This window comes from Streptomyces sp. WAC03905, from assembly GCF_057371075.1.
Genome location: NZ_JBXYDZ010000003.1, coordinates 1,078,503 through 1,101,926 on the forward strand (window position 1 = coordinate 1,078,503; position 23,424 = coordinate 1,101,926).

Below are 23,424 nucleotides of genomic sequence, written 5' to 3' on the forward strand. Positions count from 1 at the left end.
GGGTGCGGCGGACACCACTCCGCCGCACCCCTTCCTCCACACGCTGCCGGGCCCCTCAGCCCGGCGGCAGCACCGGGTCCCTCAGCAGTCCCGGTCGTAGGTGTGGAACCCCCGGCCTGTCTTGCGGCCCAGCAGCCCTGCCTGCACCATCCGCATCAGCTGCGGCGGCGGGGCGTAAAGGGGTTCCTTGAACTCGTCGTAGAGCGACTCCGCGATGGCGGCGACCGTGTCGAGGCCGATGAGATCGGCCAGCTTCAGCGGGCCCATGGGGTGTGCGCAGCCGAGCTCCATGCCGGCGTCGACGTCGGCCGGGGTGGCGAAGCCGGACTCGGCCATCCGGATCGCCGACAGCAGGTACGGGACGAGAAGGGCGTTGACGACGAATCCGGCCCGGTCCTGGGAGCGGATCGTCGTCTTGCCCAGGGCCTCCCGGGCGAAGGCCTCAACCGTCTCCACGGTCTCCCGGGAGGTGTGCAGCGACGAGACCACCTCCACCAGCGGCAGCACGGGCACGGGGTTGAAGAAGTGCAGGCCGACCACCCGGTCGGCCCGCCCGGTGACCATGCCCAGGCGCATGACGGGAAAGGAGGAGGTGTTCGTCGCGAGGATTGCCTCGCGATCCTCGACGATCTTGTCCAGGGCTGCGAACGTCTCCGTCTTCACCTCCGCGTTCTCGGTGACGGCCTCGATGACGAGCTGCCGGTCGGCGAGGTCGTCGAGGCTGCCGGTGAAGACGAGGCGGGCGAGGGCGTCCTCGGCGGAGATCCGGTCGAGCTTGCCCCGCTGGACGGCGCGCTCGAGGGAGACGGCGACGCGTTCGCGGGCCGCCCGGGCGGCGGTGCCGTCGGCCTCGCAGACGACGGTGTCGAGTCCGGCGCGGGCACAGACTTCGGCGATTCCGGCGCCCATCTGACCGCCTCCGACGACCCCGACCCGGCGGATAACGGCGCTCATGACCGCACCTCCGCACGGCGGACCAGGTGACGGCTGTACGTGTCGGGGGTGAAGAAGGCCGGCAGGTCGCGCCCCAGGGCGGCCCGCTCCAGTACGGCCCTGGCCTCCGGTACGAGGGCGTACGGCCGCTCTGCGGTGAGCGCGTCGCATTCCTCTTCGAGCACGGCGAGCAGGTCGTCCCGGTCGATCCTGCGGTGCCGCAGCCATTGCCAGAGCTGGCCGCGGGCGATCTCGGCGGTGGCCGCGTCCTCCATGAGGCCGTACAAGGCGACCGCTCCCTGGCCGCGCAGCCAGGCCTCGAAGTAGCGCAGCGAGACGGCCAGGTTGGCCCGGACCCCTGCTGCCGTGGGCGGCGCGCTGATGCGGCGGACGGACAGCAGGTCGGCGGCTCGGACGTGGACGTCCTCGCGGGACCGGTCGAGCTGGTGCGGCCTGCCGTCGAGGACCGCGTCGAAGACCTCGCGGCAGACGGGGACGAGCGCCGGGTGGGCGACCCAGGAGCCGTCGAAGCCGTCCTCGGCCTCGCGTTCCTTGTCCAGCCGGACCTTGGCGAGGGCCGCCGTGTTGGCGTCGGGGTCCTTGGCCGGCACGTGGGCGGCCATGCCTCCGATGGCGTGCGCGCCGCGCTTGTGGCAGGTGCGGACGAGGAGTTCGGTGTAGGCGCGCATGAAGGGTGCGGTCATCGTGATCTGGGCGCGGTCGGGGAGCTGGAAGTCGGTGCGGTGGCCGAAGGTCTTGATGATGCTGAACAGGTAGTCCCAGCGGCCGGCGTTGAGGCCGGCACTGTGCTCGCGCAGGGCGTGGAGGATCTCCTCCATCTCGAAGGCCGCGGTGATGGTCTCGATGAGGACGGTGGCGCGGATGGTGCCGCGCGGGATCCCGAGGAGTTCCTGGGCGAGGACGAAGACGTCGTTCCACAGGCGGGCCTCGCCGGCGTTCTCCAGCTTGGGGAGGTAGAAGTACGGGCCGTGTCCGGCGTCGATCTGACGCTGCGCGCAGTGGAAGAAGTACAGGCCGAAGTCCACGAGCGACGCGGGGACGGGCCGTCCGTCGATCTCCAGGTGCTCTTCGAGGAGGTGCCAGCCCCGGGGCCGGACGACGATGGTCGCCAGGTCCTCGCCGAGGCGGTACTCCTTGCCCTCGGGCGTGGTGAAGTCGATGCGGCGCTCGATCGCGTCGAGCAGGTTGAGCTGGCCGCCGATGACGTTGTTCCAGGTGGGGGCGGTGGCGTCTTCGAAGTCGGCCATCCACACCTTGGCACCGGAGTTGAGCGCGTTGACCGTCATCCGGCGGTCCGGCGGGCCGGTGATCTCCACCCTGCGGTCCTCCAGGCCCGGGGCCGGTGGGGCCACGCGCCAGTGGGGGTCGGCGCGGACGGCGGCGGTGGCGATGGAGAAGTCCAGCGGGGAGCCTGAGATGAGGCGGTCCTTGCGGCGGAGCCGCTCTTTGAGGATGTCGGCGCGGCGGTGGGCGAAGGCCGCGTCGAGGCGGCCGATGAAGTCGAGCGCCTCCGGGGTGAGGATCTCGTCGTGGCGGTCGCCGGGTGCCGCAAGGACGCGGACCTGGTGCGTGGTGGCGGTGGTGGTCATGCGGTCTCCTGACGAGGCGACGAGGGTGGGGCGGGAGCCGGACGGAGACGGTCCTCCGGCTCCCGCTGAACACGGGCCTCCGGCCACGGCCGGGCCGGGAGGGGGCAGAGCGTCCTAGTGGAACTGCTCTACCTCCGTGGAGCCGGCGAGGGCGGTGGTGGAGGAGGCCGGGTTGACGGCGGTGGAGACCAGGTCGAAGTAGCCCGTGCCGACCTCGCGCTGGTGCTTGACGGCGGTGAAGCCGTGCTGCTGGGCGGCGAACTCGCGCTCCTGCAGGTCGACGTAGGCGGTCATGCCGTGTTCGGCGTACCCGCGGGCGAGGTCGAACATGCCGTGGTTCAGGGAGTGGAAGCCGGCCAGGGTGATGAACTGGAACTTGTAGCCCATCGCGCCGAGCTCCCGCTGGAACTTGGCGATCTGGTCGTCGTCCAGCGCGGCCTTCCAGTTGAAGGACGGCGAGCAGTTGTAGGCGAGCATCTGGTCCGGGTGCCGGGCGTGGATCGCCTCGGCGAACTCGCGGGCCTGGGCGAGGTCCGGGGTGCCGGTCTCGACCCAGATGAGGTCGGCGTACGGGGCGTAGGCGAGGCCGCGTGCGATGACGGGGGCCATACCGTTCTGCACCCGGTAGAAGCCCTCCGCGGTGCGCTCGCCGGTGCAGAACTGCGCGTCGCGGTCGTCGACGTCGCTGGTCAGCAGGTTCGCGGCGAGGGCGTCGGTGCGGGCGATGATCAGGGTCGGGGTGTCCGCGATGTCAGCGGCCAGACGTGCGGCGTTGAGGGTGCGGATGTGCTGGGACGTGGGGACGAGGACCTTGCCGCCGAGGTGGCCGCACTTCTTCTCCGAGGCCAACTGGTCCTCGTAGTGGATGCCCGCTGCACCGGCCGCGATCATCGCCTTGGTGAGCTCGAAGGCGTTCAGCGGGCCGCCGAAGCCGGCCTCCGCGTCGGCGACGATCGGCGCCAGCCAGTCCGTCGTGTCCGAGCCGCCTTCGGCGGTGGCGATCTGATCCGCCCGGAGCAGCGCGTTGTTGATCCGACGGACCACCTGGGGGACTGAGTTGACCGGGTAGAGGGACTGGTCGGGGTAGGTGTGTCCAGCCTGGTTGGCGTCGGCGGCGACCTGCCAGCCGGAGAGGTAGATCGCCTGAAGGCCGGCGCGGACCTGCTGGACGGCCTGTCCGCCGGTGAGCGCGCCCAGGGCGTGGACGTAGTCGAGGTCGTGGAGCTGCCGCCACAGCCGTTCGGCGCCTCGGCGGGCGAGGGTGTGCTCCTCGCGGACGCTGCCGGAGAGCCTGACGACGTCCTCGGCGGTGTAGGTCCGCTCGATGCCCGCCCAGCGCGGGTCCGTCGCCCACCGCTGCTTCAGCTGCTCGGCCGCCGCCGTCGTGTTCGTGTCTGCCATGACCGTCACCGTCTCCATGAATCGCTTGGTCTGCCAATGCCGCGTCCGTCGCGACGAGAGATTGGCACTGTGTGCCGTGTTCTTGGGTTTGCGGCCGCCGGCCCCCACCTGGGGAGGAGCTGGGCAATGCTGCAGGTCAGCCGGGGCGGACGGCCGGAATCTCCGACGTCAGGGCGCGAGTCGGGCTCCGTCCAGTCGGCCCGGCCGCCGGGGGTCCGGCGGGCCGCACGACAGACTCTGACAGCGGCACGCAGTGCCATCAATGCCGCACATCTGCCAACTTCTGCGAATCTTCTGCGGCCGAATTGCCAAGCTTGCAAAGGTTGGCGTGGGCAGGATCGTGCGTACGCTGAAGCCCTGGCGGGAGCGGCTGAAGGAGCCCAGGTGAGCAAGACGTACGCGGGAGCGCGGCTGCGGCGGCTGCGCGAGGAGCGCCGGATGAGCCAGGCCGAGCTGGCCCGGGTCCTGGCCATCTCCCCCAGCTACCTGAACCAGATGGAGCACGACTCCCGGCCATTGACCGTGCCTGTCCTGCTGCGGCTGACCGAGGCGTTCGGCGTGGACCCCGGCTTCTTCTCCGAACGCGACACCAGCCGGCTGGTGGCCGATCTGCGCGAGGCACTGGCGGGCGAGATCGCCGGGGCCCGCGTCTCTTCTTCGGACCTCGCCGAGCTCGCGACCCGGATGCCGGCGGTGGCCTCCGTCCTGCTGGACCTCGGTCGGCGCAGCCAACTCCTGGCCGAGCGGCTGGCCGACACCGCCGACGGCCGGGACGGTGGACCGGCCGCGCCGCGTTCACCGCACGAGGAGATCCGCGAGTTCTTCTACCGCCGCCAGAACTACCTCCACGACACCGACGTCGCCGCCGAGGGCCTCGCCCGGGAGATGGGCATCCGCCCGGGAGAGGTCGTCCGGCTGCTGTCGAAGCGCCTGGCCGACCACCACGGGATCCGGCTCACCTCGGACTCCGACCGCCTGCACCACTTCGATGCCGGAACGCGGGTCCTGCACCTGTCCGGTCGGCTCCGCCCCGGCCAGCAGGCGTTCCGCATAGCCACCCAGCTGGCGCTCCTGGAACACGGGGACGAGCTGGACCGGCTGGCCGCCGAGGACTTCGATCCGGGCTCCCCCGCCCACAGCCTGGCCCGCATCGGCATCGCCAACTACTTCGCCGCCGCACTGATCCTCCCGTACCGCGCCTTCCACACGGCCGCCGAAGAGTTCCGCTACGACATCGAACGCCTCACCGACCACTTCGGCCTCGGCTACGAGACCGTCTGCCACCGCCTGAGCACCCTGCAACGTCCCAGGCTGCGCGGGGTGCCGTTCTCCTTCGTGCGGGTCGACCGGGCCGGGAACATGTCCAAGAGGCAGTCGGCGACCGGGTTCCACTTCTCCCGCGCGGGCGGCACCTGTCCGCTGTGGAACGTGTACGAGGCCTTCGCCGCGCCCAGCCGGATCCACGTCCAGGTCGCCGCCATGCCCGACGGCCAGCGTTACCTGTGGACCGCCCGGGCCGTCACCCGGCACCGCGGCGGCTGGGGCGAGCCCGGCAAGACCTTCGCCATCGGGCTTGGCTGCGAGATCCGGCATGCGTCCCGGCTCGTCTACTCCGACGGCCTCGACCTGGACAACGCCTCCGCCGCCACCCCCATCGGCATGGGATGCCGGCTCTGCGAACGCCTCGACTGCCCCCAGCGCGCCGTCCCGCCCCTCGGCCGGACACTCACCGTTGACGAGAACAGCAGCACGTTCATCCCCTACCCCGTCGCCCGGGACCGGGGCTGAGGATCCGGCTCACCGCAGCCGCCGAGCCTCCGCCTCGGTCACCGGGTCCCCCGCCCGTACGCCGTGGAGCACGTGGGCGAGCACCTCGGCGCCGCGGACCACGCGGGGGCCCGGCCGGTTGAAGTACGCAGGTCCGTCCAGGACCCACACCTCGCCGGCCGCCACGGCGGGCAGTTCGTGCCAGCCCGGCTGGGCGGTGAGCAGGTCGAGCTCCGTCATGGTCCGCTCGGGCGGGAAACCGCACGGGAGCACGAGGATCACGTCCGGGCGGGCCTCGCGTACCGCCTCCCACGTCATCGGCTTGGTGTGCTCACCGGGCTCGGCCAGGAGCGCTTCGCCGCCGGCCGCGGCGATCTGCTCCGGTACCCAGTGGCCGGCGGGCCAGAGCGGGTCGAGCCACTCGATGGCGACGACCCGGGGCCGCGCTCGCCCCGCCGTGCGGCGCCGGACCTCGGCCAGGCGGCCACGCAACTCCGTGCGTCGCCGCTCGGCAGCCTCCCCCACCCCCAGCAGCTCGCCCACCGTGACCAGGCAGTCCAGTACGTCGTCCAACGTCCGCGGCTCCAGGCTCAGCACCCGGGGGCCGGCGTCCATGACGCGCACCGCGTGGGAGACCGCCTCGTAGGACACCGCGCAGACCTGGCAGAGGTCCTGGGTGAGCAGGACGTCCGGTGCGAGGGCGGCGAGCGCCTCCGTGTCCAGGGTGTAGAGCGAGGATCCACTGTGTGCCGCGCCGCCCACCGCGGTGGAGATCTCCCGGCTGGTGAGCACGTCCGCGTCGAATTCGGCCCGGGTCACGACGGGTACGGAGGCGACCGCTGCGGGCGGCCAGTCGCATTCGTGGGTGCGTCCGACCAGGTCGGAGACGAGTCCGAGGTCCGCCACGATGTCGGTGGCCGCCGGGAGCAGGGAGACGATGCGCATACGGCGACTCTAGGCCCGCCCGAGCGGTGAGTCTGGACTTACTAGGACGTCCAACTATATGTTCCTGGCACAAGGTCCGCGGTGCAGGGAAGCCGGTGTGAATCCGGCACGGTCCCGCCACTGTGACCGGGGAGTGTGCTGCCATCCACACGCCACTGACGAAGTCTGTCGGGAAGGCGGGCGGCGCGCGGGGATCCGGGAGTCAGGATACCGGCCGCGGATTGTTCCCGCGTTTGTCCACGAGGATGGAGCAGACACGCATGGCACCGGTTTGTACCCACGACCCTGGTGATCCGGCGGAGCGCACGCACACCACTTCCGTGCGCTCGTAGTTCCCACGGCTTTCCGCAGCGGCACACCCCCATCAGGGTGTCGTCCGCCGGTCTGCCGTGCCATCCCCGGATCCAACCTGACGAGAGCAGGCACCCATGGTCCGTGAACTCACCCATTTCATCGGCGGAAAGCACACCACCGGCACCTCCGGACTCTTCGCCGACGTGTACGACCCCAACACCGGCGCCGTCCAGGCGCGCGTGCCCCTGGCCGGGCGCGCCGACACCGAGGCCGCCATCGCCAACGCCGAGGAGGCGCAGGTCGATTGGGGGCAGTGGAACCCTCAGCGACGCGCCCGCGTGCTGCTGCGCTTCCTCCAGCTCGTCGAAGGCGAACGCGAGAGCCTGGCCAGGCTTCTGTCTTCCGAGCACGGCAAGACCGTGGCCGACGCCCACGGCGACCTGCAACGCGGCCTGGAGGTGGTCGAGTTCGCCGCCGGGATCCCGCACCTCCTCAAGGGGGAGTTCACCGACAACGCCGGAACCGGCATCGACGTGCACTCCCTGCGCAGCCCGCTCGGCGTGGTCGCCGGCATCACGCCGTTCAACTTCCCCGCGATGATCCCGCTGTGGCAGGCCGCGCCCGCGCTGGCCTGCGGGAACGCGTTCATCCTCAAGCCGTCCGAGCGCGATCCGTCGGTACCGCTGCGGCTCGCGGAGCTGTTCCTGGAGGCGGGACTGCCGCCGGGCGTGCTCAACGTGGTCAACGGCGGCAAGGAGTCCGTCGACACCCTCCTCGAAGACCCGCGCGTCCAGGCCCTCGGCTTCGTCGGCTCGACCCCGATCGCCGCGCACATCTACGCCACCGCCGCGTCCCACGGCAAGCGCGCCCAGTGCTTCGGCGGCGCCAAGAACCACATGATCGTGATGCCGGACGCGGACCTCGACCAGGCCGTCGACGCCCTCATCGGCGCCGGCTACGGCTCGGCGGGCGAGCGCTGCATGGCCATCTCCGTCGCCGTACCCGTCGGCGAGGAGACGGCCGACCGGCTGGTCGCCGCCCTCAAGGACCGCATCGCCACCCTGAAGATCGGCCGGTCCGACGACCCGGAGGCCGACTTCGGGCCGCTGGTCAGCCGGGACGCCCTCGACCGGGTCCGCCGCTACGTCGACATCGGCGTCAACGAGGGAGCCGAACTCGTCGTCGACGGCCGCGGGTTCACTCTGGAAGGCCACGAGAACGGCTACTTCGCCGGCGCCTCCCTCTTCGACCGGGTCACCCCGCAGATGCGCGTCTACCGCGAGGAGATCTTCGGCCCCGTCCTGTCGGTCGTCCGAGCCGCCGACTTCGAGGAGGCCCTGCGCCTGCCGAGCGAGCACCCGTACGGCAACGGAGTGGCGATCTTCACCCGCGACGGGGACACCGCCCGCGAGTTCACACGCCGCGTCAACACCGGCATGGTCGGCGTCAACGTCCCCATCCCGGTACCGGTCGCCTACCACACCTTCGGCGGCTGGAAGCGCTCCGGATTCGGCGACCTGAACCAGCACGGCCCGGACTCGATCCGCTTCTACACCCGCACCAAGACCGTCACCTCGCGCTGGCCCTCCGGGGTCAAGGAAGGCGCGAGCTTCACCATCCCGACGATGGGGTGAGCGCCGTGACCACCGCCCTCACCGAGGACCAGCTCGCCCTGGCCGAGGTCACCCTCGACTTCGCCCAGGAGCAACTGGCCCCCCATGCCCTGGCATGGGACCAGGACAAGCACTTCCCCGTCGACGTCATCCGACAGGCCGCCGCCCTCGGTCTCGCCGGTGTGTACGTCCGCGAGGAACACGGCGGCTCGGGCCTGTCACGCAGCGACGGCGTCCTCGTCTTCGAAACCCTCGCCACCGGCTGCCCGTCCATCGCCGGCTACCTGTCCATCCACAACATGGTCGCCTGGATGATCGACCGCTACGGCGACGACGCCCAGCGCGCCCGCTGGCTGCCCGGCCTGTGCTCCGCGGCGACCCTGGGCAGCTACTGCCTGACCGAACCGGGCGCGGGATCGGACGCCGCCGCGCTGCGCACCCGCGCGGAGCGGCAGGGTGACCACTACGTCCTGACCGGCGTCAAGCAGTTCATCTCCGGTGCCGGATCGGCCGGCGTGTACGTGGTCATGGCGAGGACCGGCGAGTCGGGCCCGGGCGGGATCTCCGCGTTCGTCGTCGAACGCGAGGACCCGGGGGTCTCGTTCGGGCCGAACGAACGGAAGATGGGCTGGAACGCCCAGCCGACCCGCCAGGTCGTCCTCGACGGCGTCCGCCTCCCCGCCGACCGGCGGCTGGGCTCGGAGGGCGACGGCTTCCGCATCGCCATGAGCGGCCTCAACGGCGGCCGACTCGGCATCGCCGCCTGCTCGCTCGGCGGCGGCCAGAGCGCCCTGGACCGGTCGCTGTCCTACCTGGCGGACCGCGAGGCCTTCGGCAGTCGGCTCCTGGACCGCCAGGCGCTCCAGTTCCGGCTGGCCGACATGGCCACCGAGCTGGCCGCCGCCCGCGCCCTGGTCCGGCAGGCCGCCGAGGCCCTCGACACGGGCGATGCGCTGGCCCCGCGACTGTGCGCGATGGCCAAGCGGTTCGCCACCGACACCGGGTACACGGTCGCCGACGCGGCCCTCCAGCTGCACGGCGGCTACGGCTACCTCAGCGAGTACGGCATCGAGAAGATCGTCCGCGACCTGCGCGTCCACCAGATCCTGGAAGGCACCAACGAGGTCATGCGCGTCATCGTCGCGCGCGGACTCACGGAGACCCTGCGATGACCAACCACACACCGACCGATCACGACCACGTCCTCACCCGCACCGAGGACCACGCCGCCTACATCACCCTCAACCGCCCCAAGGCACTCAACGCCCTCAGCCACCCCATGGTGCTCCGCATCGAGGAGGCACTCACGGCCTGGGCCGACGACCCTGCGATCGAGCTGGTCGTCATCGACGGCTCCGGTGACAGGGGCCTGTGCGCCGGCGGGGACATCCGTGCGATCCACGAGGACGCCCGCACCGGCGGCACCGCCTCGGCGGCCTTCTGGCGCGACGAGTACCGGCTCAACGCCCTGATCGCCCGCTACCCCAAGCCGTACGTCGCCCTCATGGACGGCATCGTCATGGGCGGCGGCGTCGGGATCTCGGCCCACGGCAGCGTCCGCATCGTCACCGAACGCTCCCGCGTGGCCATGCCCGAGACCGGCATCGGCTTCGTCCCGGACGTCGGCGGCACGTACCTGCTGGCCCTCGCGCCCGGGGAACTCGGCACCCACCTGGCCCTCACCGGCGCACCCGTCGGCGCCGCCGACGCACTCCTGTGCGGGCTCGCCGACCACTTCGTCCCCTCGGCCGACCTGCCCGCCCTGGCCCGAGAGCTGGCCGCGGAACCCGTACACGCCGTACTGGAGCGGTACGTACGGCAGCCGCAACCCGGCGCCCTCGCCCCGGCGCGCGAGTGGATCGACCATTGCTATTCCGCCGACACCGCCGAGGAGATCGTCGCCCGGCTGCTGGCCTCGGGGGAACCCGCCGCCAAGGCCGCGGCGGACACCCTCCTGTCCAAGTCCCCCACGGCGGTCAAGGTCAGCCTGGCCGCGCTGCGCCGGGCCCGCCGACTCGGACCGCTGGAACGCGTCCTGGAACAGGAATACCGCGTCTCCTGCACGGCGCTGTCCTCCCCAGACCTCGTCGAGGGCATCCGCGCCCAGGTCATCGACAAGGACCGCACCCCGCACTGGTCCCCCGCCACCCTCGAAGAGGTCAGCCCCGCCGCCGTGGACCGGTTCTTCGCCCCGCTCGACGCGCACGAGCTCCGGCTCGGCGCGACCGCTCCGTCTCAGGAGGTCGTCTGGTGACCAGCACCACCGTCGCGTTCATCGGGCTCGGCCACATGGGCGGCCCGATGGCCGCCAACCTCGTCAAGGCCGGCCACCGCGTCCTCGGCTTCGACCTCGTACCCGAGCTGCTGGCCACCGCCGCCGCCCACGGGGTCGAACCCGCTCCGTCCGCAGTCGGAGCCGTAGCGGACGCCGAGGTGGTGATCACCATGCTGCCGGCCGGCCACCACGTCCTCGCCCTCTACCGCGAGCTAGGCGTCCTGGCCGCAGCCCGGCCCGGCACCCTGTTCGTCGACTGCTCCACCATCGACGTCTCCGACGCCCGGGCCGCCCACGAGGCCGCCGCCGCGGCCGGTCACCGGGCACTGGACGCCCCGGTGTCCGGCGGGGTGGTGGGTGCTGAGGCGGCCACGCTCACCTTCATGGCGGGCGGCGGACCCGAGGAGTTCGCCGCCGCCGAGCCGCTGCTCGACGCCATGGGCAAGAAGGCCGTGCACTGCGGCACGGCAGGCGCCGGCCAGGCGGCGAAGATCTGCAACAACATGATCCTCGCCGTCTCGATGATCGGGGTCAGCGAGGCCTTCGTCCTCGCCGAGAGCCTGGGCCTGGACCACCAGGCCCTCTACGACGTCGCTTCCACGGCATCGGGCCAGTGCTGGGCCCTGACCGTCAACTGCCCGGTCCCCGGCCCCGTTCCGGCCAGCCCCGCCAACCGCGAGTACCGCCCCGGCTTCGCGGCCCCGCTCATGGCCAAGGACCTCGGCCTCGCCGCCAACGCCCTGCGGGCTGGCGGGGTGGACGCGCCCCTGGGCCTCAAGGCTGCCGAGCTCTACGCGGCGTTCGCCGCGGGCGACGGCGCGGAGCTCGACTTCTCGGCAATCGTCCGCACCCTCCGACCGGCCGGACCGAACCAGAACGGAACCACCACATGACCACGTACGAGACCATCCTCCTCGAGCGCAAGGGACGCGTCGCCGTCCTGACCCTCAACCGGCCCCAGGCGCTCAACGCCCTCAACCTCCAGGTCATGACCGAGGTCGTGGCCGCCACGGAGGCACTCGACCGGGACCCTGACGTCGGCTGCATCGTCCTCACCGGCTCGGCGAAGGCGTTCGCGGCCGGGGCGGACATCAAGGAGATGCGCCCGCAAAGCTACATGGACATGTACCTCAGCGACTGGTTCACCGCGTGGGACCGGCTCGGCCAGGTCCGTACACCCACCCTCGCCGCGGTCTCCGGGTACGCCTTGGGCGGCGGATGCGAGCTGGCCATGCTCTGCGACATCCTTCTTGCCGCCGACACCGCGAAGTTCGGTCAGCCCGAGATCAAACTCGGTGTCATCCCCGGCATCGGCGGCTCCCAGCGCCTCACCCGCGCCGTCGGCAAGGCCAAGGCCATGGAGCTGTGCCTGACCGGCCGCACCATGGACGCCGCCGAGGCCGAGCGCGCCGGGCTGGTCTCCCGGATCGTCCCCGCCGACGAGCTGCTCGCCGAAGCCCTCGCCGTGGCCACGACCGTCGCCGAGATGTCCAAGCCGGTCGCGATGATGGCCAAGGAGGCCGTCAACCGCGCCTTCGAGACCACCCTCACCGAAGGCGTCCGCTTCGAACGCCGCCTCTTCCACGCGGTGTTCGCGACCGCCGACCAGAAGGAGGGCATGTCCGCCTTCGTGGACAAGCGCCCGCCGCACTTCACCCACGGCTGAGCACACCGGGTGACCCGGGGCGGCACACCCACCGCCCCGGGCCGCCTGCCCCGCCGGGAGGAACAGGCCCATGCCGTCTCGCGTCCCGGGCACCACGTGTGATCAGGGACTCATCCGCTTGGACCAGCAAGGTCGCGGACTGTAGCGTCACGCCGACATCTGCACATAGCAGCGACGGCGAGACGGAAGCCCGGTGTGAATCCGGCATGGTCGCGCCACTGTGTGCTGCGACGACACTCCCCATCCGGGGTGGCGGCCGCGGCAAGTCAGACTCGTCAGCCGCCCCGTCCAGTCCACCGACGGCCTCGCCACCGGTGTCCTGGTCTGCGGCGTCGCCCTGGGCGGCATCGCCTCCCTCGCGTTCTCCTTCGTCCTGGGCCGCGTCGGCGGCTTCAGCCCGCGGGCCACGGCCGCGCTCACGGCAGCCGGCGCCTTCACCACGGTCTACTTCGTGCCGTTCCTGAAGTACCCGGCCAACCCGCCGGCCGTCGGGAATCCCGACACCATCGGGCAGCGCACCACGCTGTTCTTCCTGATAATCCTGCTCAGCGTCCTGCCCGGCGTCGGCGCGCTCATCGCGGGCCGCCGGCTGGCCCCGCGGCTGGGCAACTGGAACGCGACGCTGACGGCGGGCGCCGCTTTCGTCGCCGCCGCGGCGCTGGCCTGACAGGTACTCCCGGACAACACGGACGCCGTCAAGCCCGAGTTCCCCCCGGCCCTGCTGTGGGAGTTCCGGGTCGCATCGGTGACCGTCCAGGTCGTGATGTGGGTCGTGTTCGCCGTCGTCTTCGGCGTCCTCGCCCAGCGGCTCCTGGCCCACCGCGCTGACCGCGCCGGTAGGGAAGCTACGGCCCCGCAGCCGGTCTCGCCCTCGGCTGATCCTCGCACCGAAGCCACCTTCAGAGCCCTGGCGCCCCGGACAACCGGGACGCCAGGGCTCTGTTCGTGCAGGTCAGGCGTGGTCGCGGGCAAGGCCGGCGCGGACCTCACGGGCAGCGACCACCAGGTTCTCCAGGGACGCACGGGTCTCGGGCCAGCCACGGGTCTTCAGCCCGCAGTCGGGGTTGACCCACAGCCGCTCGGCCGGAATGGCCTCCAGGCCCGTCCGCAGCAGAGCGGCCGCTTCCTCAGAACTGGGGACGCGCGGGGAGTGGATGTCCCACACGCCCGGCCCGGCCTCGCGGGGGTAGCCGTGGGCGGCCAGTTCCCGAGCGACCTGCATGTGCGAGCGGGCGGCCTCCAGGCTGATGACGTCCGCGTCGAGGTCGTCGATGGCCTGCACGATGTCGCCGAACTCGGCGTAGCACATGTGGGTGTGGATCTGGGTATCCGGCCGGACCCCGGAGGTCGTCAGGCGGAACGCCTCGGTGGCCCAGGCCAGGTAGTCGGCGTGGCCGGCGGCGCGCAGCGGCAGGGTCTCACGGAGAGCCGGCTCGTCGACCTGGATCACCGACGTCCCGGCCGCCTCCAGGTCGTTCACCTCGTCCCGCAGGGCGAGCGCGACCTGGCGGGCGGTGTCGCCCAGCGGCTGGTCGTCCCGCACGAAGGACCAGGCGAGCATGGTGACCGGCCCGGTCAGCATGCCCTTGACCGGCTTGGCCGTCAGGGACTGCGCGTACGAGGTCCAGCGGACGGTCATCGGATCGGGCCGGGAGACGTCCCCGGCCAGCACCGGCGGGCGGACGTAGCGGGTGCCGTAGGACTGGACCCAACCGTGCTGCGTGGCGAGGTAGCCGGTCAGCTGCTCCGCGAAGTACTGGACCATGTCGTTGCGTTCGGGCTCGCCGTGCACCAGGACGTCCAGACCGGTCTTCTCCTGGAAGGAGATCACCTCCTCGATCTCGCCCTTGATGCGGGCCTCGTACCCGGCCGGGTCGATCCGTCCGGCCCGCAGGTCGGCACGGGCCGCGCGCAGTTCGTCGGTCTGCGGGAACGAACCGATCGTGGTGGTCGGCAGCAGGGGCAGACCCAGATGGGCCCGCTGGGCGGCGGCGCGCTCGCCGTAGGGCTGGGCGCGGCGGCCGTCGGCGTCGGTGACGGCCGCGGTACGGGCGCGGACGGCCGGGTCGTGCGTGATGGGGGAGGCTGTCCGGGAGGCGAGGGCGGCCCGGTTGGCGGAGAGCTCACCGGCCACCGCCGCGGTGCCGGACCTGAGGCCCTTCGCGAGGGTCGCGATCTCGGCGGCCTTCTGCCGGGCGAAGGCGAGCCAGCGCACGATCTGCGGGTCGACGTCCCGTTCCGCGGCGGCGTCGAGCGGGACGTGCAGCAGGGAGCACGAGGCTGCCACGTCCACCCTGTCGGCCAGGCCGAGCAGGGTCCCGAGGGTGGTCAGGGACCTCTCCAGGTCGTTGACCCAGATGTTGCGGCCGTCCACGACCCCGGCGACCAGGCGCTTGCCGGGCAGTCCGCCCACGGCCGCGAGGTCGTCGAGCTGAGCGGCGGCCGGGCCGGTGAAGTCGAGGGCGAGGCCTTCGACGGGCGCCTTCGCCAGGACGGGCAGGGCCTCCCCGAGCCGGTCGAAGTAGGAGGCGACGAGCAGCTTGGGCCGGTCGGTGAGTGCGCCCAGGTCACGGTAGGCGCGGGCGGCCGCGTTGAGATCGGCCGGGGTGCGGTCCTGCACCAGGGCGGGCTCGTCCAGCTGCACCCACTCGGCGCCGGCGGCACGCAGGGCTGCCAGGACCTGGGCATATACGGGCAGGAGCCGGTCGAGCAGGGTCAACGGCTGGAAGTCCGCCGCCACGCCGGGTGCAGGCTTGGCCAGCAGCAGGTAGGTGACAGGACCGACCAGGACGGGACGGGCGGTGTGACCGAGGGCGAGGGCCTCTCCGAGCTCGGCGACCTGCTTCGCGGGGTCGGCGGTGAAGACGGTGTCCGGCCCCAGCTCGGGGACCAGGTAGTGGTAGTTGGTGTCGAACCACTTGGTCATCTCCAGCGGCGGCACGTCCTGTGTGCCCCGGGCCATCGCGAAGTAGCCGTCCAGTGGGTCGGCGGCGACCGCGGCCCGGTGGCGTGCGGGGACCGCGCCGACCATGACGGTGGTGTCCAGGACGTGGTCGTAGTACGAGAAGTCCCCGGTGGGTACTTCGGTGAGGCCGGCCGCGGCGAGTTGCTGCCAGGCGGTACGGCGCAGGCCGGCAGCGGTGGCGTGGAGGGCGTCGGCGGTGACGCGGCCCTTCCAGTAGCCCTCGATCGCCTTCTTCAGTTCACGGTTCCCGCCCTGACGGGGGTAGCCGTGGACGGTGGCACCTGCTGCCGCTGCTGCAGACTGGGTGGTCACGGAGATCTCCTTCGCGAGATGAATCCCTGAGATCCCGATGGGACACGTCAGGCACGAAGGGGTACCGGAAGCGGACGGCCCCGACCCCTACGGCCGGCCGTTCTCGCTCTGTACGCCGACCCGCCCACGAGGTCACCGGGATGTCCGCACACGGAATCGTCCGCGTGCGGGCAACGGGCAGGTCTTCGGACTCGCGGGCACGCAGGCCACTGGGCCGGCACCTACTGGCCGTCGCTTCCCAGGACCTCACGGTCCCAGTGCGTATGACGGCGGTCGTTCCCGCTCACCGCTGCGGGGCAGTCCCGGATTCCCACCGGGTTCCCTCTTACGACGCATCCCGCCTGGCGGACGGGGCGAACCAGCTGCCCGGCCAGCCTAGGCCGTGCGCCCGCTGGGCGACGACCGCCGTCCATTATTCGGACGAGCGAACGAGACACAGCCGCCCGGAGCGCAGCTGGTCACCGAGCAGAGATCGCACATGTTTTCGGCATATTCAAACAGGCGATAACCCTCTCAATGTTGCACGTGTGCCAGCAGGGGGCGAGATGAAGTACGACCTGTCCGACCGCCTCGTCATCGGGATCGCCTCGAGCGCCCTCTTCGACCTCACCGACTGCGACACGGTCTTCCGGGAACAGGGCGAGGACGCGTACCGGTCCTACCAAGAAGACCATGTGGACGACATCCTGACCAAGGGAGTGGCCTTCCCCTTCGTCCGGCGCCTGCTGTCGCTCAACGACCTCGCGGATCCCTCCGATCCACTGGTCGAGGTCATCATCCTGTCGCGCAACGACCCGGATACCGGACTCCGCGTCATGCGCTCCATCGCGGCGCACGGCCTGCACATCAGTCGGGCCGTCTTCCAGCAGGGCCGGCCGTCACACCGCTTCATGCCCGCCTTGAACATGTCCTTGTTCCTCTCGGCCAACGGATCCGATGTTCGGGAAGCGGTGACCGACGGAATGCCGGCGGGACACGTACTCGCGACGGAGCGGGTCGATGACGAAGCCGACCAGGAACTCCGCATCGCCTTCGACTTCGACGGCGTACTGGCCGGGGATTCCTCCGAGCAGGTCTTCCGCACGGTCGGCATCGAGGGGTTCCGCGCGTACGAGGTCCTCAATGTGACCACCCCTCACGACCCCGGACCCTTGAAAGAATTCCTTGCCGGCATCAACCGCATCCAGCGTCGCGAAGAGGAGGAGCGCCACAAGGATCCCGCCTACCAGCCCCGTCTCCGGGTGTCCCTGGTCACCGCCCGGGACGCCCCCGCACACGAACGTGCCGTGCGGAGCCTGAAGCAGTGGGGCCTGCGCGTCAACGACGCCTTCTTCCTCGGCGGCATCGACAAGGCCGCCGTGATGAGCGCCCTCGACCCGCACATCTTCTTCGACGACCAGGTCTCCCACCTGAACGGCACGGCACCGGCCACCCCGAGCGTCCACGTGCCGTTCGGAGTCGTCAACGCTCATCCGTCGGGGCCGGCATGAAACGCGGGCTGTTGCAGCCGGCTGCTGACGGCGGGTCGAGCCAGCTCAGGCAAAGCCTGCCTCGCGTCCGGGCGGCGTGGCTGTCAGTGGTTCCTGTCACGATCGGAGTTCGGACCATCGCATTGCACCGGGGGAATGGGCCGGATCAGAGCAGCGACCCTGCGTGGTCGCGTGAAGAGCGGAGGCCAGCATGCCCAACCGGTACGTAGGGCTCGCAGGCTTCGGCCAGCCACTGGATCTCACGAAGCATGACCTCGGAGTGGCCGGCGGGGCCGTCCTGCTCGAACAACTCCTCAGCGACCGACGGTTGCCCGTGCCTCTTCGCGGGCTCTCGTGCGCGGAGGTGTGCGAGGAGCGGGGCTTCATCGAGCCGATGTCGGTGTACCGGCGGCTTGGCAAGGTCGTCGCCGCCCACATGCGCAGCGCCGCCGAAGACCGGCACCACGGTGGCGGGGAGCAATCCGCGTGAGATTCAGGCCCGAAATGCGGCGGCCCGCCGGGCTGGCGTGCTGGCCTCACCTCCCGTCGGGCTCCCCACTCAATGATGTCGCGGTAGGGGGCATCGACGGAATCATCGTGCCGGCAGTACACCTGTCCCTGCGGCAATGCTTCACCGTCCCCAAGGCCGCGCCACTGCCTCTCGCTCGGCGGGGTGCGGTCGTCCGGCGAAATCAGCTCCTTGTTGCAAGCGCAATCCAGCTGGACCCGCCATCGGTAGTACCGGTCCGGGTCCGGCGCGAAGAACGGCCACAGCACGGGAGGAATCCCCCTGCGTCGCTCGGAATTGAATTCCTCGTACTCGCGCAGGACGGCCGTGCGCCGCTTTGCCCGGCCGGGAAGCCGGCGCGCTTCGGCGGCGGTCGCACACCTGCGGCAGGGTCGGTCACGTTCGAGTCCTCTCGCACAGCGAAACACTGCTGCCGACGCTAGAAACTCTGAGGTCGAACCGCTGCCGGAATAGCGATCGCTTCGCTTGAACGAAGGAGACGAGGCTGTCGCCGCTTCGCCGTCCGGTGGATGACTGCACCCGTGTCACCGGCAAGGACGGCCGGGCGCGACCCCAACGACGTCGGGTTCCACGCGACAAAGTCCGTGGTCACGACGCATCGGCACGCCATGCGCCAGCAACATGCGCGACCGCCGCCGGGTGTGCCTCCGTGGTCAGCCCCAGGGGCTGATGCTGACCATTTGCTGACCAAGAGCTCGTCATCACGCCGCTGACCTGCGGAAACGTCCAGATGTCAGATGTAGGACTTGATCATGGTGCGCAGCAATTTGAGCTCCTAGAAGACGGCTCCCTGCCCGCTTTCTGCAGGTCAAGGGCGGTCTGCACTGTACACCGGGAGGCGTCGGGTCGGAGATCTAGAGGAAAATCCACTGCCTCGGATGAGAAGGCTTCTGGCCTGCACTGCCGTGGGCATCAGGCCGTCGTGACGCTGCCGGACCGGGCTTCGCGTCGGCCAGACTCTCCGGAACGTGGGGGACTGATGCTGACCAGATGCTGACTTATCTGACGGCACGTCACTCAGTCGTGCCGATCCCCCAGCTGCCGACCGCCAGGGCCTGCAGGACCGGTCCCTGTGCCTGCCTCCCCCTCAACCCGTACGAACGTCCCTGGCGTCTTCGCCGCCGGCGACGTCGTCGACCACACCCACCGGCCCAGCCATCACCGCAGCCGGTTCGGGCTGCTCAGCGGTCCTGGACGCCGAGCGCTGCCTCGACGCCATGAGCGACAGCAGCACGGACGCTGGCATGGCGCAGGTCAACGCCTGACTGGCTGGCCCTCGTGCCAGGGTGGGGTCGGCGCTGACGATGTGCGCGCTTACGCCCTTCATGCGCCCCTGCTCCCCCACGTAATTTGCGACGTCGGCCTGTAACACCCGTACGAACGTAGGGGGAAGCAGCTTGAAGCGAGCAGACGTGCTGAGGGATCTCGCGCAGCCGTGGAACGTGGCCGTTCACTCGACATCGGACCTCGCGGGCAGCGTTGCCAAGGCTGCGACCGCGGACGACAAGGCCAAGCGGGAGAAGAACCAGGCCCCTCTGCGCCGCAAACCAGAGCTTCGTCCACTCCCTTTGAAGCCACTCGGTCTGTCGCTCCAACTGACTCCCTGGGACGTACTCCACGCTCTGGGCCGGGCCAACGTCCTCGCCCGCCAAGGCGCGGGGCGAGGGCTTGCCGAGCACTGGGCCAGCCTGAAGTACTGCCAGGCCCTCACGGGCAACGACGGTCGCTACATGGCGCTGTCCACCGAGGGCCGTAACCCCAGGCGCCACTACGCGGCCACACAGTCGGGCGAGCTCGGCATCGGTTTCGCCCTGGCCCTCGCCCGGCGCGTACTCGCCGCTCAGTACCCGGATCACTCGGTCTCGGTCATCGACGCCGAGTTAGCCATGCGGGCCGGCTGGGAGCTGACCGGCAGGGAGGCGGGACGCAGCAGTGCCCCGCGCCGGCCGGGCTTCTTCCTGGAGGTGTGGAAGCCGGGCGAGCCGTCCCGGGTCATCCCGGTCACCTGCAAGGGCACTCACGGCAACGCCACCCAGGTCCACAAGCAACTGGCCACCGCCTCCGCCGACGTGGAAGGCATCCACATCGGCGCGTACAACGAAACGCCGGCCTTCGTCTTCGGCACCACGCTCCCCAAGAAGAGCGAGACCATCACGCTCTACCTGCTCCACGCCCCCGGCGACGGCACCCTGGCAGATGCGAAGGACCTCCATCTCGACCCTCCCGTCGAGGACCGCAGCATCCGCCCCGGCATCGACGCCCCAACGGAACCGAACGAGGAACCACCGATCGGCTACCACGTACGTCCCGAGGAGTGCGGCTGGTTCGGCCGGGTCCTCGCCCAGGCGGATGCCGCCGGCCTGATGGCCTTCACCGGAGGCGGCGAACCCACCGCCCGGTACCTCACCAAGCGCCAGGGCAAAGGCCACTTCGAGACCTTCACCCACGCCGGCACCGGCATCGTCCAAGACGTCACCCACACCATCCACGGCAGGAAGTTCGTAGGCACCGACCACGTCTTCCGCCTCAACGGCGTCCGGGTGGAGGCCTTCTCCGGCCTGGCGGAAGACCTCTTCGCCCACCTCCGGGACGGCAGGGTCGACCAGTACCGCCACGAGACCCACGCCCTCCGCGACTCCTGGCCCTCCGACCCCTGGGACGCCAAGTGGCGCGGCCCCGTCTCCATCCACCCCGATGGCACCGTCATGGCCCTGCGCCGCCTCCGCCTTCGCTGATCACCACTCCTGTCAGGGCTTCGGGGAGCCAGACAGCTCCCCGATGCCCTTGAACGGTCAACGCGTGGATACACGGGCCACCGGGCCCTGCCGGGCGCCGAGCTCTGTGGGCGAAGAGGGCCAGACGTGGATGACTTCCGGCCATTGTTGTCCGGACGCAGTGAGACACAGCCGGACGCAGGCGGACACAGCCGGACGCAGTGAGACGGCTTCTGCGGCGTTCCGCCTGGCCGGTCTGCGTCTGCCTCTCGTTTTGACGGGACCGTACTGCGCAAGACTTCACGTCATGCCGAGCTTTCAGCAGAGGAAAGCCGTGGGGGACGCCCACGAGCAGCGCATCGCCAAGGAACTGACCGCGCGCGGATGGGCGGTCAACCCGTGGGGGCAGGGAGTCCTCACCCAGCCCGTTCAAGCCGCGCTCCGAAAGACCGACAGCTCCCTTCGGTGGACGCCCGACCTCCTTGCCGCTAAAGAGGGCCATGTCGCCATGATCGACTGCAAGAGCAGCATGACCAGTCGGGCGACGCACCGTCACGCGATCGAGAGCGCAGCGGTCGACGCGCACCTCCAGCTCGTCGCGTGGACCAGGCTGCCCCTCTACTACGTGTTCGACAACCTCGACGTCCTCACCCCGTACGACGCCCTCACAGCGGGACAGACCGGCCCCCGCTCGGTCCGAACCGGCTCGGGCGCGCCGTACTTGCTCGTACCTACGACGCACTGCCGCGCCTTCAACACCGCGTTCGGCCCGCGAAGGCATCCGTCCGTCGCAAGCGACGCCGCCTGAGCCCAGCGCCGCGCCAGACCCGCTGCTCGGTACAGCGGCACTCATACCAAGCAGCACTCGGAGGCTGCAAGCGGGTGCGAGGGCGCCGACGCCTCCGCAGACACCTCCGACGAGGCGGGTGGAGAAGTCGTGGGCGGACGCGCTTGAGGTAGGTGCACGTGGTCACGTCGTACTCGGCGGTAGCGCAGCAGGCCGCCTCGGGGGCGAGGGGCCGAAGCAGAAGCGGGCCGTGCTCCAAGCACACTGTCCGCCACCGAACACCGACCACCCGCCGCTTGTGGCGGCGGGGAAGGGCGGCTGCATCTGCATCGCCTCCTTCCGATGGCAGCCCGAGGTCGCCGAAACCATGGCCTTCTGGCACACCACAACCGCCTGGATACCCGGTCCCCGGACTGGATCACCGCCCCAACGACTGGCACCGACACCCACGGACCCGGCAATGTGCCGCTCGGCCACCGGGATCTCAAGCCGCAACACGCCCGCCGGATAGTACTCCAGTGTCAGGGCGCGAGCCCCGGTGAAGTGCTGCTTCTCGTCAACCTCCAGGATCTGCCGCTCTCCGTCCTCGTAGGTCAGCAGCACGTCCAGGCGTCGCCGCTCACGAGAAGGAGCCTGCTCGGGGAGAACCAGCCCGGTGAGCACGCAGTAGATGGTCGCCACTGTCTCCCACATGGTGAGGCACTCGATCCGCCCCGGCCGCATCAGCCAGGTCGGACAGCTCTCTGGTTCGATCTCCGCCTTCACTGCGTCAGCCAGTAGACGGGTTACGCCGTCCTGCAGCTCTTTCACACCGTTCCTTTTGCCCCGGTTGGCCGCCACGAGTATGCGTGTCACGTCTGACAGCGAGGCAACGCGATGGCCCTTTCGTCCAGCCCTGCCGTCGTCATGAAGCCCCGAACCTCCGAGGCCACTCCGCTACCCTGCGTCGCTGAGTGGTGGGACACCAAGGCCATCGAACAACGGACGACGGCCCTGCGCGACCGCGAGTTCCTCGGGGTGTCCCGCCGGGTCCCTTCTCCATTACCGGACGAGGCTCCCTCGCGGGATGCCTGCGAGCAGCGGAGGTTCGTTGGCGCCCTCGTACCCGAGGTGCAGTTCATGCCGCGCCCGGGTGGCGAGGACGTAGTAGGCCATGCGCAGCGAGGCGGAGGTGGGGTCGGTAGCGGAGTCCACGTGCGTGTCCGGGACCACGACGACGTCGAAGCCCAACCCCTTGGCGCTAGCCCGATGGACGATGACGACGCCGGGGCGAGCCAGGTCGAGCGTGCGATATCGGCCTTGGGTGGCCTCCGAGGTGTACATCTGCGCGTTCAGCCGCGGCGCGGCCCGGTCGAGCCGGGTCACCAGGTCGAACTGGGCCCGGGTGGAACCGAGGATCACCCCGATGGTCTGGCGGGGCTGCGTCTGCGCGAGCCCCAAAACCAGTTCGACGACGGCACCAGGCCTGGGCAGGGCGTGCAGACGTGGGGGCTGCCCCTGGCGCGCGGGAAGGTCCGGAGGCGTTCGTCCGACGTGGAAGTGGCCCGCAAGCTCCGCGATCTGCAGGGTGTTGCGGTGGTTGCCCCCGATCTCCCGCACCGGGCACCCTCCGAGCGCCTTCGACACCTCCGCGAGCGTCGAGTGGGTCTCCGTGAGCTGCTGGCACTCGTCCGCGAACACCGTGATCCGGGCTCCCAACACCCGGCAGAAGCGGTAGAACTCCTGGGGCAGGTCCTGCCCCTCGTCCACGACCACCGAGAGGCCGGCCACCGGCTCGGCCAGGGTGGCCTCCCGGACGAAGGCCCGCCAGTCGTACCACCCGTCATCTGCGCGCGGCGCGGTGGTCCCGGTTCGCTGCCGGTACCAGCCGGCCAGCCACGCGTGGGCGGTGGACACTGTCACGCCGTCCTCCTCCGGCCCGAGGGCGGTCACGGCGGGCTGGATCGACTGCCGCAGCAGGTGGGAACGGGTGAGCAGCACCGTCGGTCCGCCGGTGAGAGCCAGCATCACCGCGCGGTGCACGGCCAGCACGCTCTTGCCGCTTCCGGGCGGGCCGCTGACGACGTGGTTCCCTGCGAAGGGCAGTGCGTCGAGCGCCTTGCGCTGGTGCGCCGTCAGATCCGTGTAGGTGAGTGTCATTGCGA

17 protein-coding genes, 2 pseudogenes and 2 riboswitches are annotated in these 23,424 nt (G+C 70.6%); of the genes and pseudogenes, 12 read left to right on the forward strand and 7 right to left on the reverse strand.

What is annotated here, in order from left to right; genetic code table 11:
* Window positions 1-81 precede the first annotated feature (81 nt).
* The 3 genes from AC2RP6_RS07845 to aceA all read right to left on the reverse strand — a co-directional run bounded on the left by AC2RP6_RS07845 (window position 82) and on the right by aceA (window position 3,944).
* Window positions 82-954 (reverse strand): 3-hydroxybutyryl-CoA dehydrogenase, encoded by an 873-nt coding sequence (locus AC2RP6_RS07845; RefSeq protein WP_366449247.1) that lies wholly within the window; start codon window positions 952-954, stop codon window positions 82-84.
* Window positions 951-2,543 (reverse strand): malate synthase A, encoded by a 1,593-nt coding sequence (aceB, locus tag AC2RP6_RS07850; protein ID WP_486445532.1) that lies wholly within the window; start codon window positions 2,541-2,543, stop codon window positions 951-953. Before aceB ends, AC2RP6_RS07845 begins: the two co-directional genes overlap by 4 nt.
* A gap of 114 nt (window positions 2,544-2,657) precedes the next feature.
* Window positions 2,658-3,944: an isocitrate lyase gene (aceA, locus tag AC2RP6_RS07855; RefSeq protein ID WP_366449249.1), complete on the reverse strand. Its 1,287-nt coding sequence runs from the start codon at window positions 3,942-3,944 to the stop codon at window positions 2,658-2,660.
* Window positions 3,945-4,328: 384 nt separating this feature from the next.
* Between aceA and AC2RP6_RS07860 the strand changes: the two genes are divergently transcribed.
* Entirely contained in the window at window positions 4,329-5,732 is a 1,404-nt protein-coding gene (locus AC2RP6_RS07860) for a short-chain fatty acyl-CoA regulator family protein (protein WP_366449250.1), read from the forward strand.
* Window positions 5,733-5,741: 9 nt separating this feature from the next.
* Here the strand turns inward: AC2RP6_RS07860 and AC2RP6_RS07865 are convergent, their stop codons facing one another.
* On the reverse strand, window positions 5,742-6,656 hold the full coding sequence (locus AC2RP6_RS07865) for a cobalamin-binding protein (RefSeq protein WP_366449251.1): 915 nt from the start codon (window positions 6,654-6,656) through the stop codon (window positions 5,742-5,744).
* Between the two features lie 62 nt (window positions 6,657-6,718).
* Window positions 6,719-6,889, forward strand: a riboswitch (cobalamin riboswitch).
* Between the two features lie 195 nt (window positions 6,890-7,084).
* On the opposite strand from AC2RP6_RS07865, the gene AC2RP6_RS07870 reads away from it, so the two are divergent.
* The 6 genes and pseudogenes from AC2RP6_RS07870 to AC2RP6_RS07895 form a co-directional block, all read left to right on the forward strand.
* Window positions 7,085-8,584: a CoA-acylating methylmalonate-semialdehyde dehydrogenase gene (locus tag AC2RP6_RS07870; protein ID WP_366449252.1), complete on the forward strand. Its 1,500-nt coding sequence runs from the start codon at window positions 7,085-7,087 to the stop codon at window positions 8,582-8,584.
* Window positions 8,581-9,735, forward strand: a complete 1,155-nt coding sequence (locus AC2RP6_RS07875; protein WP_366449253.1) for an acyl-CoA dehydrogenase family protein — start codon at window positions 8,581-8,583, stop codon at window positions 9,733-9,735. The genes AC2RP6_RS07870 and AC2RP6_RS07875 overlap by 4 nt, the downstream gene beginning before the upstream one ends.
* On the forward strand, window positions 9,732-10,817 hold the full coding sequence (locus tag AC2RP6_RS07880; RefSeq protein ID WP_366449254.1) for an enoyl-CoA hydratase/isomerase family protein: 1,086 nt from the start codon (window positions 9,732-9,734) through the stop codon (window positions 10,815-10,817). Before AC2RP6_RS07875 ends, AC2RP6_RS07880 begins: the two co-directional genes overlap by 4 nt.
* Window positions 10,811-11,731 carry a 3-hydroxyisobutyrate dehydrogenase gene (mmsB, locus tag AC2RP6_RS07885; RefSeq protein ID WP_366449296.1) on the forward strand — a complete coding sequence of 307 codons (921 nt, stop codon included), beginning with the start codon at window positions 10,811-10,813 and terminating at the stop codon, window positions 11,729-11,731. Before AC2RP6_RS07880 ends, mmsB begins: the two co-directional genes overlap by 7 nt.
* Window positions 11,728-12,504 (forward strand): enoyl-CoA hydratase, encoded by a 777-nt coding sequence (locus AC2RP6_RS07890; protein ID WP_366449255.1) that lies wholly within the window; start codon window positions 11,728-11,730, stop codon window positions 12,502-12,504. Before mmsB ends, AC2RP6_RS07890 begins: the two co-directional genes overlap by 4 nt.
* Before the next feature lie 220 nt (window positions 12,505-12,724).
* A pseudogene (locus AC2RP6_RS07895) lies at window positions 12,725-13,336 on the forward strand (CbtA family protein); the annotation flags it as partial.
* 120 nt (window positions 13,337-13,456) lie between these two features.
* On the opposite strand, the gene metE reads toward AC2RP6_RS07895, so the two are convergent.
* Window positions 13,457-15,781 carry a 5-methyltetrahydropteroyltriglutamate--homocysteine S-methyltransferase gene (metE, locus tag AC2RP6_RS07900; protein WP_486445533.1) on the reverse strand — a complete coding sequence of 775 codons (2,325 nt, stop codon included), beginning with the start codon at window positions 15,779-15,781 and terminating at the stop codon, window positions 13,457-13,459.
* 159 nt (window positions 15,782-15,940) lie between these two features.
* Window positions 15,941-16,159: riboswitch (cobalamin riboswitch) on the reverse strand.
* A 167-nt stretch (window positions 16,160-16,326) separates the two neighbouring features.
* Here metE and AC2RP6_RS07905 point away from each other — a divergent pair.
* The 5 genes and pseudogenes from AC2RP6_RS07905 to AC2RP6_RS07925 all read left to right on the forward strand — a co-directional run bounded on the left by AC2RP6_RS07905 (window position 16,327) and on the right by AC2RP6_RS07925 (window position 21,301).
* Window positions 16,327-17,271 (forward strand): 5'-nucleotidase, encoded by a 945-nt coding sequence (locus AC2RP6_RS07905; protein ID WP_366449257.1) that lies wholly within the window; start codon window positions 16,327-16,329, stop codon window positions 17,269-17,271.
* Window positions 17,272-17,461: 190 nt separating this feature from the next.
* Window positions 17,462-17,740 (forward strand): hypothetical protein, encoded by a 279-nt coding sequence (locus tag AC2RP6_RS07910; RefSeq protein WP_366449258.1) that lies wholly within the window; start codon window positions 17,462-17,464, stop codon window positions 17,738-17,740.
* Between the two features lie 1,120 nt (window positions 17,741-18,860).
* Window positions 18,861-19,044, forward strand: a pseudogene (locus AC2RP6_RS07915) (thioredoxin-disulfide reductase); the annotation flags it as partial.
* Between the two features lie 132 nt (window positions 19,045-19,176).
* Entirely contained in the window at window positions 19,177-20,514 is a 1,338-nt protein-coding gene (locus AC2RP6_RS07920; protein ID WP_486445534.1) for a hypothetical protein, read from the forward strand.
* 286 nt (window positions 20,515-20,800) lie between these two features.
* Window positions 20,801-21,301: a hypothetical protein gene (locus AC2RP6_RS07925; RefSeq protein WP_362736104.1), complete on the forward strand. Its 501-nt coding sequence runs from the start codon at window positions 20,801-20,803 to the stop codon at window positions 21,299-21,301.
* Between the two features lie 162 nt (window positions 21,302-21,463).
* Here the strand turns inward: AC2RP6_RS07925 and AC2RP6_RS07930 are convergent, their stop codons facing one another.
* Together AC2RP6_RS07930 and AC2RP6_RS07935 are read right to left on the reverse strand one after the other, a co-directional pair.
* Window positions 21,464-22,090 carry a hypothetical protein gene (locus tag AC2RP6_RS07930; RefSeq protein ID WP_486445535.1) on the reverse strand — a complete coding sequence of 209 codons (627 nt, stop codon included), beginning with the start codon at window positions 22,088-22,090 and terminating at the stop codon, window positions 21,464-21,466.
* Between the two features lie 231 nt (window positions 22,091-22,321).
* Window positions 22,322-23,419, reverse strand: a complete 1,098-nt coding sequence (locus tag AC2RP6_RS07935; RefSeq protein WP_486445536.1) for a DEAD/DEAH box helicase — start codon at window positions 23,417-23,419, stop codon at window positions 22,322-22,324.
* Between the last annotated feature and the right edge of the window lie 5 nt (window positions 23,420-23,424).

Bases quoted from the DNA above. Each gene is read 5' to 3' on its own strand.
- aceA (WP_366449249.1), bottom strand. From the start codon at position 3,944: ATGGCAGACACGAACACGACGGCGGCGGCCGAGCAGCTGAAGCAGCGG.
- AC2RP6_RS07865 (WP_366449251.1), bottom strand. From the start codon at position 6,656: ATGCGCATCGTCTCCCTGCTCCCGGCGGCCACCGACATCGTGGCGGAC.
- aceB (WP_486445532.1), bottom strand. From the start codon at position 2,543: ATGACCACCACCGCCACCACGCACCAGGTCCGCGTCCTTGCGGCACCC.
- AC2RP6_RS07905 (WP_366449257.1), top strand. From the start codon at position 16,327: ATGAAGTACGACCTGTCCGACCGCCTCGTCATCGGGATCGCCTCGAGC.
- AC2RP6_RS07910 (WP_366449258.1), top strand. From the start codon at position 17,462: ATGCCCAACCGGTACGTAGGGCTCGCAGGCTTCGGCCAGCCACTGGAT.
- AC2RP6_RS07925 (WP_362736104.1), top strand. From the start codon at position 20,801: ATGCCGAGCTTTCAGCAGAGGAAAGCCGTGGGGGACGCCCACGAGCAG.
- AC2RP6_RS07890 (WP_366449255.1), top strand. From the start codon at position 11,728: ATGACCACGTACGAGACCATCCTCCTCGAGCGCAAGGGACGCGTCGCC.
- AC2RP6_RS07880 (WP_366449254.1), top strand. From the start codon at position 9,732: ATGACCAACCACACACCGACCGATCACGACCACGTCCTCACCCGCACC.
- AC2RP6_RS07845 (WP_366449247.1), bottom strand. From the start codon at position 954: ATGAGCGCCGTTATCCGCCGGGTCGGGGTCGTCGGAGGCGGTCAGATG.
- AC2RP6_RS07935 (WP_486445536.1), bottom strand. From the start codon at position 23,419: ATGACACTCACCTACACGGATCTGACGGCGCACCAGCGCAAGGCGCTC.
- AC2RP6_RS07870 (WP_366449252.1), top strand. From the start codon at position 7,085: ATGGTCCGTGAACTCACCCATTTCATCGGCGGAAAGCACACCACCGGC.